The organism is Sphingopyxis sp. H115 (assembly GCF_001468465.1).
In the GTDB taxonomy this organism is placed as follows: Bacteria; Pseudomonadota; Alphaproteobacteria; order Sphingomonadales; family Sphingomonadaceae; genus Sphingopyxis.
In genome coordinates this window covers 105390-118371 of sequence record NZ_LNSA01000011.1, presented here as the reverse complement: position 1 = coordinate 118371, position 12982 = coordinate 105390, and the positions used below count along the sequence as shown (strand labels likewise).

At 60.7% G+C, this 12982-nt stretch carries 18 protein-coding genes; 11 read left to right on the top strand and 7 right to left on the bottom strand.

Annotated features, from left to right (window positions below):
• Nucleotides 1-51 precede the first annotated feature (51 nt).
• The 7 genes from ATE71_RS10080 (at nt 52) to ATE71_RS10050 (ending at nt 5165) form a co-directional block, all read left to right on the top strand.
• On the top strand, nt 52-1020 hold the full coding sequence (locus tag ATE71_RS10080) for a LysR family transcriptional regulator (RefSeq protein WP_058803338.1): 969 nt from the start codon (nt 52-54) through the stop codon (nt 1018-1020).
• Nucleotides 1021-1164: 144 nt separating this feature from the next.
• The gene (gene msrB / locus ATE71_RS10075) at nt 1165-1608 is read left to right on the top strand and encodes a peptide-methionine (R)-S-oxide reductase MsrB (RefSeq protein ID WP_003044951.1); all 444 of its coding nucleotides are present in this window, start codon (nt 1165-1167) and stop codon (nt 1606-1608) included.
• 1 nt (nt 1609) lies between these two features.
• The gene (gene msrA, locus ATE71_RS10070; protein WP_003044954.1) at nt 1610-2149 is read left to right on the top strand and encodes a peptide-methionine (S)-S-oxide reductase MsrA; all 540 of its coding nucleotides are present in this window, start codon (nt 1610-1612) and stop codon (nt 2147-2149) included.
• Nucleotides 2150-2288: 139 nt separating this feature from the next.
• Nucleotides 2289-2993 carry a glutathione S-transferase N-terminal domain-containing protein gene (locus ATE71_RS10065; RefSeq protein ID WP_003044957.1) on the top strand — a complete coding sequence of 235 codons (705 nt, stop codon included), beginning with the start codon at nt 2289-2291 and terminating at the stop codon, nt 2991-2993.
• Complete coding sequence (locus tag ATE71_RS10060; protein ID WP_058803344.1) at nt 2990-3958, top strand: magnesium and cobalt transport protein CorA; 969 nt, start codon at nt 2990-2992, stop codon at nt 3956-3958. Before ATE71_RS10065 ends, ATE71_RS10060 begins: the two co-directional genes overlap by 4 nt.
• Before the next feature lie 75 nt (nt 3959-4033).
• Entirely contained in the window at nt 4034-4627 is a 594-nt protein-coding gene (locus ATE71_RS10055; protein ID WP_235587984.1) for a hypothetical protein, read from the top strand.
• Nucleotides 4628-4712: 85 nt separating this feature from the next.
• Nucleotides 4713-5165, top strand: a complete 453-nt coding sequence (locus tag ATE71_RS10050; RefSeq protein WP_003044968.1) for a hypothetical protein — start codon at nt 4713-4715, stop codon at nt 5163-5165.
• A gap of 22 nt (nt 5166-5187) precedes the next feature.
• Here ATE71_RS10050 and ATE71_RS10045 read toward each other — a convergent pair whose 3' ends face one another.
• From ATE71_RS10045 to ATE71_RS10015, 7 genes are all read right to left on the bottom strand, one after another.
• On the bottom strand, nt 5188-6468 hold the full coding sequence (locus ATE71_RS10045; RefSeq protein WP_011540435.1) for an MFS transporter: 1281 nt from the start codon (nt 6466-6468) through the stop codon (nt 5188-5190).
• Entirely contained in the window at nt 6465-6713 is a 249-nt protein-coding gene (locus ATE71_RS10040; protein WP_003044972.1) for a DM13 domain-containing protein, read from the bottom strand. The genes ATE71_RS10045 and ATE71_RS10040 overlap by 4 nt, the downstream gene beginning before the upstream one ends.
• A gap of 3 nt (nt 6714-6716) precedes the next feature.
• Entirely contained in the window at nt 6717-7187 is a 471-nt protein-coding gene (locus ATE71_RS10035; protein WP_011540436.1) for a peroxiredoxin family protein, read from the bottom strand.
• Nucleotides 7188-7236: 49 nt separating this feature from the next.
• Nucleotides 7237-7527 carry a DUF2218 domain-containing protein gene (locus tag ATE71_RS10030; protein WP_003044977.1) on the bottom strand — a complete coding sequence of 97 codons (291 nt, stop codon included), beginning with the start codon at nt 7525-7527 and terminating at the stop codon, nt 7237-7239.
• A 70-nt stretch (nt 7528-7597) separates the two neighbouring features.
• Entirely contained in the window at nt 7598-7888 is a 291-nt protein-coding gene (locus tag ATE71_RS10025; RefSeq protein WP_003044983.1) for a DUF1330 domain-containing protein, read from the bottom strand.
• Between the two features lie 62 nt (nt 7889-7950).
• Nucleotides 7951-8382, bottom strand: coding sequence for a GlcG/HbpS family heme-binding protein (locus ATE71_RS10020; RefSeq protein ID WP_003044986.1), 432 nt, complete (start codon nt 8380-8382; stop codon nt 7951-7953).
• Between the two features lie 53 nt (nt 8383-8435).
• Nucleotides 8436-9449 carry a zinc-binding alcohol dehydrogenase family protein gene (locus ATE71_RS10015; RefSeq protein ID WP_041382899.1) on the bottom strand — a complete coding sequence of 338 codons (1014 nt, stop codon included), beginning with the start codon at nt 9447-9449 and terminating at the stop codon, nt 8436-8438.
• A gap of 503 nt (nt 9450-9952) precedes the next feature.
• Between ATE71_RS10015 and ATE71_RS10010 the strand changes: the two genes are divergently transcribed.
• Genes ATE71_RS10010 through ATE71_RS09995 form a run of 4 tightly spaced genes read left to right on the top strand, consistent with a single transcriptional unit; the run spans nt 9953 to nt 12955 of the window.
• On the top strand, nt 9953-10558 hold the full coding sequence (locus ATE71_RS10010; RefSeq protein ID WP_003044992.1) for a sulfite oxidase-like oxidoreductase: 606 nt from the start codon (nt 9953-9955) through the stop codon (nt 10556-10558).
• A complete protein-coding gene (locus ATE71_RS10005; protein WP_058803337.1) occupies nt 10551-11297 on the top strand; it encodes a ferredoxin reductase in 747 nt (248 codons plus the stop codon). Before ATE71_RS10010 ends, ATE71_RS10005 begins: the two co-directional genes overlap by 8 nt.
• A gap of 58 nt (nt 11298-11355) precedes the next feature.
• The gene (locus ATE71_RS10000; protein WP_011540440.1) at nt 11356-12621 is read left to right on the top strand and encodes a thiolase family protein; all 1266 of its coding nucleotides are present in this window, start codon (nt 11356-11358) and stop codon (nt 12619-12621) included.
• Between the two features lie 52 nt (nt 12622-12673).
• The gene (locus ATE71_RS09995; RefSeq protein WP_003045002.1) at nt 12674-12955 is read left to right on the top strand and encodes a DUF427 domain-containing protein; all 282 of its coding nucleotides are present in this window, start codon (nt 12674-12676) and stop codon (nt 12953-12955) included.
• Nucleotides 12956-12982 lie beyond the last annotated feature (27 nt).

Sequence of the window (12982 nt, the reverse complement as noted above, 5' to 3'; positions counted from 1 at the left end):
CTTCCAGGAGGAAAATCAGCCCCTACACATCACCGCCAAAGCCGCCTGACGATGGCCCACGGCCACAGCCGAAATTACACCACCTTGACGGACGCGACCGGTCTTTCGGAAGAAGCATCAGTCAGGCGCATGGATCGACGGACTATGGAACTCAATCAGGTCAGCTATTTCATCAACTTGGCCAAGACGCTGAATTTTACAGCGGCCGCTCGCCTGAGCGGTGTGTCGCAGCCGAGCCTGACCCGCGCAATCCGCCGCTTGGAAGAGGAGCTCGGCGGGCCGCTGATTCACCGCGACGGGAAAAACAGTCGCCTGACCGGCCTTGGCCGGGACGTCGAGACAGAATTCCGGCGCATGCTGGTGGCGATGCGAAGCGTCCGCAATCATTCCGAGAACTGGGCGATGGGGATGCACCGTGTTCTGGATGTGGCGGTCGCGCCGACTGTCGGACCGCAGGAGTTTGCCGCGTTTTTCGAGAGCGCGTTGGCGGAGGTGCCATCCATTGAAATCAAGCTGCACTCGCTTCAGCCGAACGAGGACACCTCGGACATTCTGTCCGGAAAATATCATGCGTGCATCATGCCGCGCGAGACAAGGCCGGAGCCTAAGCTCGATGTGCATCCGCTATTCAGAGAGCGCTTCGTACTGGGCTGTTCTGCGAGCCATCCCTTGGCATCCCGCGAAATCGTGCGCGGAGAAGACCTGCTCGAGTTTCCTTTCGTCGATCGCCTCAAGTGCGAGTTTCGCGATCAGATCCTCGATCATTTCGCGCGGCACGACCTGCTCATGCAGCCCCGCTTTCGATCGGACCGCGAGGACTGGGTGCAACACTTCGTCGCCGATGGCACCGCCATATGCATTCTTCCGGAACGATCCGCCACGGCGCCCGGTCTTGTTACGCGGCCGATCGAGGGATTTGCCCTGGAGCGCGAAGTCGTGATCGCGACGGTATCTGGCTCCACCGCACCCGTCGAGATACGGAAGATCGCGCAACTGGCAGCCGGATATGCGTGGCACTAAACCCCGTCGCGAGAGCGTCGGTGCTATGGAAACTATAGGCACAGCCTATTGGATAAATCCTAGGCGCACTGCGATAGTCGGCGCAGTGACTGACACGATAAGCGGCGGCTTTTTCGCCCTCTCAGATCAATATCGGAGACTATCATGAAGTTCGAAAAGTCGCAGGAAGCTGTTGATCTCCTTACTGCCGAGCAGCGCTACGTCACCCAGGAGTCGGGCACCGAGCGGCCCTTCACGGGGGAGTATGATGACAACAAGGAACCAGGCATCTACGTCGATATCGTGTCGGGAGAGCCTTTGTTCGCCTCGACCGACAAATTCGACTCGGGTTCTGGCTGGCCCAGCTTCACCAAGCCGATCGTTGCAGCAAATGTGAACGAGTTGCGCGACAGCGCGCACGGTATGGTGCGGACGGAAGTCAGATCGGTGCACGCCGACAGTCATCTCGGTCATGTATTCCCGGACGGTCCCTCCGATCGCGGAGGTTTGCGCTACTGCATTAACTCCGCGTCGCTTCGCTTCATTCCGCGCGACGAGATGGAGAGCGAAGGATATGGCGAATATCTCGATCAGGTCGAGGAGGCCTGACATGCACCAGCGCGCTATTCTCGCCGGCGGATGTTTCTGGGGCATGCAGGATCTGATCCGCAAGCAGCCCGGCATCGTATCGACCCGTGTCGGCTACACCGGCGGCGATGTCCCGGACGCCACTTATCGCAATCACGGCACGCATGCCGAAGGGATCGAGATCATCTTCGACCCGGCAGTGACGACCTTCCGCAATATCCTGGAATATTTCTTCCAGATCCACGACCCGACGACCAAGAATCGCCAAGGCGGTGATATCGGGCTCTCCTACCGGTCGGGCATCTATTATGTCGACGAGGAGCAGAAGCGCGTCGCCGAGGACACGATCGCCGATGTGGATGCCTCCGGACTGTGGGATGGCAAGGTGGTGACAGAGGTCGTGCCGGTCGGAGATTTCTGGGAGGCCGAGCCGGACCATCAGGATTATCTCGAGAAACGCCCGGGCGGCTACACCTGCCATTTCGTCCGTCCCGGCTGGGTGCTTCCAAAGCGCCAGAAAGTTGATGATGATCAGTCCGCGGCGGGGACGGCAGCGGGATAGGCTTAACTGCTGTTGCCGCTCCGCCGATCCCGTTCGCAATCTTCATGACCGCGTCGTACAACGACGCGGTCATCCAACCCTGCTTCAGAGAGACGGGTCGGTCCATATAGTCGCCATCGCAGCACAGGATCGCAGATTTATGCCAGACCTCTCGACCTTTCCTATTACGCAGCGCTGGCCCGCATTGCATCCCGATCGCCTGCAACTCTACGCCGCTCCCACCCCCAATGGCGTCAAGGTCTCGATCATGCTCGAGGAGACCGGCCTGGCGTACGAGCCCCACCTGGTCGATATCTCGAACAACGAGTCGAAGGATCCAGCGTTCGTATCGTTGAACCCCAACGGCCGCATACCGGCGATCATCGATCCGGCTGGTCCTGACGGCAACCCTATCGCCATATGGGAATCGGGCGCGATCCTCCTCTACCTGGCCGACAAAACCGGCCAGCTCAATTCGAGTGCGCCCGCGCAGCGTTACGAGACGCTGGCTTGGGTATTCTTTCAAGTATCCGGCGTCGGGCCGACCTTCGGTCAGCTTGGTTTTTTCCTGAAATTTGCCGGCAAGGACTATGAGGACAAGCGCCCTCGGCAGCGCTTTATCGATGAATCCAAGCGTCTCTTGGGGGTGCTGGACCGCCAGCTCGAAGGCCGCGAATGGCTTGTCGATGATTATTCGATCGCGGACATTGCGACACTTGGGTGGGTCAACGCACTGGCCGAAGTCTACGCGGCCGGCGACATCCTCGGCCTCGGCGAATATTCGAACGTCCAGACATGGCTCCGCCGCGGGCTGGCGCGGCCCGCGGTGCAGCGCGGCCTGCGCATCCCTGCGAGACCGGCATGAGCGTCATCGCTGCTTATTATTACAACAAGGGCCTGCGGGTCCGCGAAATCGCGATCGACGAGCAGGTCCAGCTCGATAAGGATCGCTCCGGCTTTTGCTGGATCGCGCTTCGCGAGCCCACCGCCGACGAGCTTAAAGCGATCCAAACGACGTATAACCTCCATCCGTTGGCAATCGACAACGCGATGCACCCGCTCTGCCCGCCCAAGCTCGAAGCGTATAATGAAGAGCTCTATGTTGTCGCTCAGACCGCCGAGCTGGATGGAGACCAGATCCGCTACGGCAAGATGGCGATCTTCACCGGTCACAACCATCTCATCAGCGTACGGCACGGCAACGGCGGAGCGCTCGGCAATCTTCGCGAGCAACTCGAGGCTTCGCCGGCGCTTTTTGGCAAAGGTGTCGACTATGTGCTGCATGCGATCCTGCACCGGATCGTCGATCAATATCTTCCCATCTTCGAGATGATCGAGGATGACGTTCTGGCGATGGAGAGACGATCGCTCGACGACTTTCTCGGACGGACAGAAATCGACCGCATCTTCGGGCTGAGAAGCGAACTCACGCGCTTCCAGCGCACGCTCGGCGCTATGGCTGAACTGGTCCGGAAACTCGTCCGAGGCCATTTCCCCTGCATCAGTTCAGAAGTCAGACCCTATTTCAGCGACGTCGCGGATCATGTCGCTCGCGTGCAGACCATGGTCGATGGCCTCCTGCAGGTTCTGTCCACCGTCTTCGAGTTCAGCAGCCTGTTGGAAGCGCAAAGAACGGGCGTGACCACGCGCCAGCTCGCGGCCTGGGCCGCCATATTGGCGGTCCCGACGGCCATCGCCGGGATATATGGCATGAACTTCAGGAACATGCCCGAGCTGGACACGGTCTATGGCTATTTTGTCGTGCTCGGGTTGATGACGATGTTCTGCCTGTACCTGTTCGTGCGGTTCAAGAAGGCCAAGTGGATATGAATAGCGCGCGTTTGCTTTTCATCTCCGTCAGCTGAGCCGCAACAGCCTCCCTGATATTAGAGCGTGTCCAATGCCATGCAAAGCCAAGGTGCAACAATGACATCCCAAGTGACCGACGTCCTAGCAGCAGTCCAGTCCTTCGTCGCGAAGGGCTACGACCGCGAGTACCGCGTCAAGGACGGCCATCTCATCGATCTCGAACTGGGATCAACGCTCGATCCATGCGCGATAACCGTCGATGCGGCGTTGCGCCTCGAAAGCGGGGATGATGGAGAAGACGCGTCCAACATATACGCGATTACCGATCCCGCGACCAACCATAAGGGTCTGCTGATCGACGCCTTCGATGTCTTCGACGAAATCTGTCACCGCGACCTTTCCGAGCGGCTTGTCGCGGATCGGCAAACGACGCCAGCGGGCGACGAGGATGTTCCGAGCAAGCACGGCCTGCGCAAAGTCTACAAGAATGAGTTTGAGCGCGATCCCGAGCGCTATGTGCTGCGCGAGGGCTTTCCAGACTTCCCGCTATGCCCTTTCGGCGGCGCCTTCAGCATTCTCGGCTTCGATACCGCCGAGCAATCCTATGTCTGGCTTGTAACCAGCATCATCCGGGATTCCCGGCTGATCAGAGCGCCCTACCAGGGAGATGACGCCCCAGGCGACGAGTAGCGGGCCGGCGAGCCCAATGGGGGCACTCCCGCGGCGGTGACGGACCGAAGCACGAACTTTCGAATGATCCAAACACAACGAGGTGATGATGAACTGGAATAAAAGCCACATCCGCGAAACCATGCTTTCGCTGGAGACTGCCGCCCTGCATAGCGCTCGCACCAATTATCTGGATTATGTCTCCATCGCTCAGCTGGATCGGAGCGAGCCGATCGAGAATGACGAGCAGGCGCAGGCCGAAGTCGCGAGCGACTTGGCTGAAGCGCTTGACGACACATTGCACGACTATGCCGATAAACTTGAAAAGCTCAGGACGATCGACTTCGGCCCCAAGTCGGCAGTGGAGGAGGGTGCTGTCATCAAACTGTCGGGGCGCCATTTCGTGATCGCAGTGTCAACGAGCAAGTTCACCTGTGATGGGCGTGAGTTCATGGGCATTTCAACGATGGCGCCGATCTTCGAGGCGATCGAAGGAGCACGAACAGGAGAGACCGTGCAGTTCAACGGCCGGGACCTCATCGTAGAAGATGTAGAATAGGACGCCCGTCGCAGTAGGCGCGCTAGTGCCGGGCGGCCTCCGTCTCTGACTCCATGCATATCATCACATCAAGAGATCCCGTGATCATCGGTGTGCTTGGAGAGCGGGCAGCCTTGGCGTGGATGCGGCGCCTTGGCTGGCTGCTCCCGATAGCCAACACCGCCAATATGGCAAGCAATGCGGCCGCATAAAGGAACAGCCCACCGGGGCCGGCGATAGTCATCGCAGCACCCCCGATAAGGGGTCCGGCGGCTGTCCCGATCCCGTTGAGCAGCAGAAGCCCGCGGGCGGTACCGAGCAGCCGGCCGGCCGGAAGGTCGTCGTTGGCAACCGCGAGACACAATGAATAGATCGGGATGCCAAAGCCGCCGAACAGCGCGCCCGCCGCGAGGAGCAGCGGCAGGGGCGCCCCTACCGCGAGGGCGACGCCGACGGCCGCCGCTGCGGACGCCAGGGCCGCAGCGGCGATGACAAGGTTCCGCGACACGCGATCCGAAAGCCAGCCGAGGGGCCACTGCAATAGGAGCGTCCCACCCAGCACCGCAGCCATGAAAGCGGAGATGCCGCCGACATCGAGTCCGATCCTCTGGGCGAAGTTCGGGCCCATGCCCCAAAAACCGCCGATAGCCAGGCCAGCGAGGAAAGCGCCAGCCGCAGCGAGCGGTGATGCGCGCACGAGGTCGCTGAACGCGACCCGTTCCTGTGTCACCTGCGCCGGCGGATGGCTGGGCAGCAAGGTGATCGGAACCACCGCCGCGGAAATTAACAGCGACACGATAAGGAACAAGGTCATGTCGGCGGGCGGGGCGACGTTGAGCAAGGCCTGGCCGATGGCCCATGAGCCCATCGAGACGACTCCGAAGATCGACAGGAGTTGGCCGCGCGTGGATGGCACTGCATGGGCGTTGAGCCAGCTCTCCGTTGCGAGGATCATGCCCGCGTAGGCGAAGCCCGTGATCAGGCGAAGCGGTATCCAGGCGATCGGTTCCACGAGCGCAACATGGAGAAGGGCAGTCATCGAGGCGATCGCCGCAAAGCCAGCAAAGGTTCTGACATGACCCACGGCGACGATGATCCGCGGCAACATGAGCGCGCCGATCGTGAAACCGGCGAAGTAGAACGACATCATCGCGCTGATCGCGCCGGACGAGAAGCCCTCCTGGCCGGCCCTGACGATCAGGAGCGTGCCCAGCAAACCATTACCCAGCAGCAGAGCCGCGACGCTCGCCAGCAACGCCGCCACCGGTGCGAGCTTGAGGCCACGTCGGCCCGCCGACCGCATGCTATCCATCGCCGGGCTCATTTTAGCGCCTGACGCGACGGTCGATACGCTGCCGCGCTGATGAACTGGTCGAACGCTTCGCACCAGATGACGACCGTGTTGTAGTCGCGAACATCGATCCCGACAGGCACGTCGACGATGGCCTGATAGGCTGCCGGCTTCGGCGGCCTGGCCGCGGTGAGGATTGGCAGCGTGTAAATGCCGGCCGCAAAACCAATGCCGAGCATTGCGAGGTGGCTGGCGGTCAGGAAGAGCCAAGGCCGCACGGATTACACCAGCTCCAGATCCTTTACGATCCTGTCCGCGTCGAGATGGAAGTCCGAGAAGACGATACGGCCGCCAGCGTCAATGATCGAGAACCAGGGCGTTCCTCGCGTGCGATAATCCTCCATGAAGGTAGGCAGCGTCGCGCCGACCAGTGGTTCATCATGGCCGAAGGCGACAGGAAGCGCATATTCGAGCTGGTTCACACGCAACTTCTCGAAGGTGTTTTCATCCGCACCTTCGAAGACGGTCTGGATCACCGCAAATCCCACGCCCCTGGGGCTCAATGCACTATGCAATCTTTGTAGCGTCGGGAAGCCATGCACATGGCAGCCGCGGCACCAGTGCTGGAAGGCGAACAGGATCTTTGGGCCGGAGCCGAGATCCGACAGCTTGAGCGGCCCGGTGCTTTCTCCGTCCGCGCCGATCCATTTCTGCACCCGAAGATCCGGCGCTTGGGGTTCGAGCATGCTCATCTGATCCTCCAGCGCGATGAAGAACCGCGGCGAATTGTGGTGCGCGCTATCATGATATGTCATTCCAAACGCATCGGACCCCGGTGTCGTGCTCCGCGACGCGATCAACAAGCGTGGCGACCGATTGCTTGGTTGCATCGAAACGTTCGCGATCTTTGCCCACGAGCCTCAAGGAGAGGCTGTCGCCGTCCGCAGTTAATATAAGCTCGCCGCCCGGAAGCTGGATTTCGGCTGTCAGCGCGTCATATCGAACCGGGTAAGTATGAACCCACGCCTCAGCGAGTCTCGTCAGATATCGACTCGATTCGATCGTAGCGATGCGTGCCTCGGCCTCGATCATTTAGAAACTCCCGGTGTTGGTGTTTGGGCGCACAGCTCTTGGTCAGTACCGCCATTATAATGCGGGGGAGTCAACGCAGCCCCTCGACGATAAACCCGCGGTAGCGGGCACCGGCGAAGCGATGCGCAGCAACAGCTTGGTAGGCGGGGCTATGATACCAGTCATGCGCGGCTTGCATCGTGGGGAACCGCAAGATGACGGCGCCTTCGATCGGCGACCCCTCCAAATTCTCCATCGCGCCATAAGCGGCGAGAAAAGTGACGTCATGCCCATCGAACGACGGGCCGACGCGGGCAGAATAAGCCGCGAGTTCATCCACATCCGTGGTGTCTTCCCGCGTGAATACGACAAACGCTTCCATCATAAGATCCTTCGCAAGGTGAGATCTGCCGGCCATCGCCACCGACGATGGCCTGACAGTCGTCAGGCTGGCAGTTCGAACCCGATTTTCTGGAGTGCCTCAACGCAGGCATCCTGGTCCTGCTGATAAGTGCCTCCGGAGATGCCGATTCCGCCGATCAGCTTTCCGTCCTCAAGGATCGGATAGCCGCCACCGACGGCGACCATCCGGGGGCGATAGGCCAGCGGCGCCACTTTGGGATCGTTGCTCACATAGTCGTTCCAGACATGGGTCGGATATCCAAAGGAGGCGGAACTCCACGCTTTGTCGATGGCAACATCGACGGTGAGAAACGGCGCGTCGTCGGTGCGCTCGAACGCCCGCAGATACCCGGTTGCGTCGACGACGGCGACGGCAGCCGGGATGCCGATTGCACGGGCGGCGGTTATCGCTGCGTCGATGAGGGCGACTGCGGTTTCACGGTTGATCGAGGCAGTGGCAATGGACTTGGTCATGGGATTTCCTTCGCCGCGGCGTTATCGTCCGGCGTTACTTGGACTGGAAAAGATCAGAATCCTTCGAGGACGGTCTTGCCTTTCGCCGCGCCACTTTCGATCAGTGCGTGCACTGTCTTCAGATTGGCAGCATTGATCGGCGACAGTCGCTCGGTCAGTGTCGTACGGATTTTGCCCTCATCGACCAGCACGGCCAGCGCGTCGAGGATCTTGCCCTGCTCATGCATATCGGGCGTGCCGTAGATCGACCGGGTGAACATCAGCTCATGGTGTATCGACACCGCCTTGCGCTTGAACAGCATGATGTCGAATGCCGTGGGATCGTCGATCAGCGCGAACCGCCCTTGCGGCGCGATCAGCTCGGCGATGTCGGCGGCATGCTGCTCTGTATGCGTGGTCGAAAAGACGAACGCGGGAGCGCCGATGCCAAGCTCGGCAATCTGTGCCGCGAGCGGGCGCCTATGGTCGATGACATGGTGCGCGCCAAGCTCCTTCACCCACTCCTGGGTTTCCGCTCGGGAGGCGGTGGTGATGACGGTGAGGTCTGTGCGCTGGCGCGCGATCTGGATCGCGATCGACCCGACCCCACCCGCGCCACCGATGATGAGGATCGCCGGCGCCGCACCGGGGACTGGCTTCGCCACGTCGAGGCGATCGAACATCGCCTCCCAGGCGGTCAACGTCGTTAGCGGCAGCGCTGCTGCTTCCGCCCAGTCGAGCGAGGCGGGTTTGCGACCGACGATCCGGGCGTCGACAAGATGGAACTCGACATTGGTGCCGGGCCGGGTAATCGATCCGGCATAATAGACCTCGTCGCCCGGCTGGAACTGCGTCACGTCGGGGCCGACCTCGCGCACGATCCCGGACGCATCCCACCCCAGCACCTTCCATTCACCATCGGCTGGCGGCGAGCTGCCGCGGACCTTATAGTCGACCGGGTTCACCGAGACGGCCTTCACCTCAACCAGGATATCATATCCTGCCGCGACAGGCTGGGGCAGCTCGATGTCGACCAGCGCAGCATCCTCGGCGATGGGTCCCGGGACCTTGTAACCAACGGCTTTCATCAATGTCTCCATCTTGCTGCGCCCCGAAGTCTCGATCGATCAGAGCGCCACTTCTTCGAAAATTCGCACGGGGTTCAAGGGTTTCGCACGCAGGACTATGAAGATGTGCACCGACTATTTCCAATAGCGGCGGAACATAGTTTCCATACCTTGTTGCCGTTCTATCCCTGAGAGGCGCTTACGAAGCTGTGAGGCGCGGCAGCCAACCTGGAAAGCAGGCGGACCGAGCCTCATGCCGTGCCTAAATCTGCAGCCGACGTGATGCGCGCGTAATTTATTCAAAGCTATAAAAACTATAGCGATAGGGTATTGGGAAATCGGCCCGGCGTCGCGTTATAGTCCATAAGCATCAAATCACCGATTCACGAAAATGCGATCATCGAAAATCCGATGAAGCATCGGGCGTTTCAGGCTTCAAGCCATCGGTTCGTACCGCGGCCACGCGTATCAGGTCTGAAGTGAAGCCGGTTATCGTCTGTCGCATCGAGCAAAAAGGGGGCACTATGGTCACCAGAGGTTTCACCGGTCGCGGTTCAAGTGGCGACCAGTCCGGCCGGATTCCGCCGGGTCAGCATCTCGTGGAGAATTTTCCGGTTCTCACGGCGGGGCCGACGCCGAACGTGGAGCTGGCTGATTGGAAATTCACCGTCAAAGTCGGCCCGAAGCCGGTCAAAGTGTGGAACTGGAGCGAGTTTAACGCCCTGCCAAAGACCAAGGTGACCAAGGATATTCACTGTGTGACCTCTTGGTCCAAGCTGGATACCATATGGGAGGGCGTCCTCATTGAAGACATCCTTGCGGATGCAGGGCTCGACCGGCCCACTGATTTCGTCCTGGCGCATTCCTACGACGATTATTCGACAAACGTCCCGCTGGCGGACCTGCTGTCCGGGAAAGCGATGGTCGCTCTCAAATTTGCCGGCCAGCCGATTACCCGCGATCATGGCGGGCCGGCGCGTCTGCTGGTTCCGCATCTGTACTTCTGGAAGTCCGCCAAATGGGTGAAGGCGCTGCAATTCACAACCCGTGACGAGGCCGGCTTCTGGGAGCTGCGCGGCTATCATATTTACGGCGATCCGTGGCGCGAGCAACGATACACCGATGACTGACAACGGCACGCAAACCGCGTCATGGCAATCATGCGTGATCGAGGAAATCGTCCAGCAGACGCCGAGCATCAAAAGCTTCTTCCTCCGATTGAGCAGGCCGTTCGCGCACATCGCAGGCCAACATGTCGATGTCCGGCTGACCGCGCCTGATGGCTATAGCGCGATGCGCAGTTACTCGATCGCGTCATCGGCAGCCTCGTCCCCGATCATCGAGCTCGCTGTCGAACGCCTGCCCGATGGCGAGGTGTCGGCCTATTTTCACGATATCGCGATAGTCGGCGATGAGATCGAGCTTCGCGGTCCGCTCGGCGGGCACTTCCTATGGCCTGAACCTGCCGTAGACGCGGTGCTGTTGATCGCAGCAGGCTCCGGGCTCGTGCCGTTGATGGCGATGATCCGGCATCGCCGCACACAAGACCCGGCCGTGCCAACCGCGTTGCTCCTGTCCGCGCGCACCGCTGAGGATGTTCTGTTTTCGGAAGAACTACATTCCGTCGAGATCAACGATGCCGCATTTGTCCTGGCGCTGGCGATCACGCGCGAAGATCCGATCCGCGCATCGGATTTCGGGCGGCGGATCGACAGCGCCATGGTCGAAGAGGTTCTCGCCCGGCTTCACCGAAAGCCCACACAGATATTCGTTTGCGGATCCAACGATTTCGTCAACATTGCGACCGAGGGCGCGCTGCTGGCCGGGGTCGACCCCTCGATAATCAAGACCGAGCGCTATGGTGGTTAGCGGCGCATACTCCGTCGCGCCCCACCTTTCACCCTGCGGATAATATTTGGAGATCGTCATGAGCCGCTTTGCTGAACCCGTCTTTGTTGCCGCCGGCCTTCGCACTCCCTTCGGCCGCGGCGGAGGGGCTTTGGCTGCTTATGATGCCGTCTCTTTGTCCGTCCCTCTTGTGCAGGCGATGGCGGCGCAAGCAGAGCCGGATCTTCTCATCTGGGGTACCGTGATCCCGAATTTGGGTTGGAGCAACATTGCTCGCGAGACCTGGCTTGACGCCAAGCTCAATCCGAATGTCCCCGCATTTTCGGTCGTTTTGGCATGCTCTACCAGCATGACGGCGACTTTCGCTGCGGCAGGGATGCTGGGCGGAGGAACCGATCTCACGATGGTGGGCGGTGCCGAAGTCATGAGCCGACCTCCCATCGCTTTGACGGCCGATGCATCGAAGCGGCTCACCGACCTCTTTGCGCAAGATCCAGCGGCGGCGCTTGCGGCCCTCCAGTCTCTTGCCCTCCACGACTATGTGCTCCCGACCAAGGGATGGGCCAACCGGATCACCGGCAGGACAATGGGCGATCATATGGAGGACACCGCCAAGGCCTGGCGGATCTCGCGCGAGGCGCAGGACGATTGGGCGCTAAAGAGCCACCAGCGGTCGGTCGCTGGTTGGGAGCGAGGTTTCTTCGACGATCTCGCGATTTCCCTTCCTGAACTGGCGCGCGATGCGAACCCCCGCGCCGATACGTCGCCCGAACGGCTTGCCGCACTCAAGCCCGTCTTCGATCGCGACAGTGGCAGGGGAACGCTGACTGCCGGCAACAGCTCGCCGATAACGGATGGCGCCGCCGGTTGCTGGGTGGCAAACGAAGCCGGCGTGGCACGACTGCCGGCGGGCACCCCCTACGCGCGGCTCATCGATTACGAGGTGTCGGCCGTCGATTTCCACACCGAGGGTCTGTTGATGGCACCCTCCTATGGCATTCCACGTCTGCTCGCGCGGCATCAACTAAGCTTCTCCGATATCGCTCTTTGGGAAATCCACGAAGCCTTCGCCGCCCAGGTCCTGGCGAATGTCGCGGCCATCACCGACCGGGAGTGGGTGCGCGAAACCGCCGGTGTCCAGTCGGATTTGGGCGACTTCGACTGGGACCGCGTCAATCCCAACGGGGGCTCGGTAGCAATCGGTCATCCCTTCGGCGCGACAGGCGCGCGCGACCTCAGCCAGGCAGTGAAGGAGCTCTGGGACATGCCGAGCGGATCACGGGCAATCGTCAGCATCTGCGCCGACGGCGGCCAAGGCACCGTCGCACTCCTCGAACGCCCCTGATTCACGGGCCGCTGCGAACGCCGTGCCATTGACAATATGAGAGGATATTCCGTTGGTCTCAGCAGTTTGGAACGACACCACCATCGCCGCAAGCGACGAGACAATCGTCGTCGAGGGAAACCACTATTTCCCACCTTCCGCGGTCAATCAGGAGCTCCTTGAAGCGAGCGCACACACTTCTGTCTGCCCGATCAAGGGCACCGCGAGATACTTCCATATCCGCGTAGGCAGCGCGCTCAACGCGGACGCGGCTTGGTCATATCCCGATCCGAATCCGGTTGCGGAAGCCATCCGGGATCACATCGCTTTCTGGAAAGGCGTAGAGGTTGGATAGCAGCCAAGGCGCAGCGGGCCTTCGCTG

What these genes read in the sequence shown, in the direction of transcription:
- ATE71_RS10020 (WP_003044986.1), bottom strand. Translation starts at nt 8,382, where the DNA reads ATGACCAAGTCCATTGCCACTGCCTCGATCAACCGTGAAACCGCAGTC.
- ATE71_RS10000 (WP_011540440.1), top strand. Translation starts at nt 11,356, where the DNA reads ATGAGCCGCTTTGCTGAACCCGTCTTTGTTGCCGCCGGCCTTCGCACT.
- ATE71_RS10015 (WP_041382899.1), bottom strand. Translation starts at nt 9,449, where the DNA reads ATGAAAGCCGTTGGTTACAAGGTCCCGGGACCCATCGCCGAGGATGCT.
- ATE71_RS10060 (WP_058803344.1), top strand. Translation starts at nt 2,990, where the DNA reads ATGAGCGTCATCGCTGCTTATTATTACAACAAGGGCCTGCGGGTCCGC.
- ATE71_RS10005 (WP_058803337.1), top strand. Translation starts at nt 10,551, where the DNA reads ATGACTGACAACGGCACGCAAACCGCGTCATGGCAATCATGCGTGATC.
- ATE71_RS10025 (WP_003044983.1), bottom strand. Translation starts at nt 7,888, where the DNA reads ATGGAAGCGTTTGTCGTATTCACGCGGGAAGACACCACGGATGTGGAT.
- ATE71_RS10035 (WP_011540436.1), bottom strand. Translation starts at nt 7,187, where the DNA reads ATGAGCATGCTCGAACCCCAAGCGCCGGATCTTCGGGTGCAGAAATGG.
- ATE71_RS10050 (WP_003044968.1), top strand. Translation starts at nt 4,713, where the DNA reads ATGATGAACTGGAATAAAAGCCACATCCGCGAAACCATGCTTTCGCTG.
- ATE71_RS10030 (WP_003044977.1), bottom strand. Translation starts at nt 7,527, where the DNA reads ATGATCGAGGCCGAGGCACGCATCGCTACGATCGAATCGAGTCGATAT.
- ATE71_RS10055 (WP_235587984.1), top strand. Translation starts at nt 4,034, where the DNA reads ATGCAAAGCCAAGGTGCAACAATGACATCCCAAGTGACCGACGTCCTA.
- ATE71_RS10080 (WP_058803338.1), top strand. Translation starts at nt 52, where the DNA reads ATGGCCCACGGCCACAGCCGAAATTACACCACCTTGACGGACGCGACC.
- ATE71_RS10065 (WP_003044957.1), top strand. Translation starts at nt 2,289, where the DNA reads ATGCCAGACCTCTCGACCTTTCCTATTACGCAGCGCTGGCCCGCATTG.
- ATE71_RS10045 (WP_011540435.1), bottom strand. Translation starts at nt 6,468, where the DNA reads ATGAGCCCGGCGATGGATAGCATGCGGTCGGCGGGCCGACGTGGCCTC.
- ATE71_RS10010 (WP_003044992.1), top strand. Translation starts at nt 9,953, where the DNA reads ATGGTCACCAGAGGTTTCACCGGTCGCGGTTCAAGTGGCGACCAGTCC.
- msrB (WP_003044951.1), top strand. Translation starts at nt 1,165, where the DNA reads ATGAAGTTCGAAAAGTCGCAGGAAGCTGTTGATCTCCTTACTGCCGAG.
- msrA (WP_003044954.1), top strand. Translation starts at nt 1,610, where the DNA reads ATGCACCAGCGCGCTATTCTCGCCGGCGGATGTTTCTGGGGCATGCAG.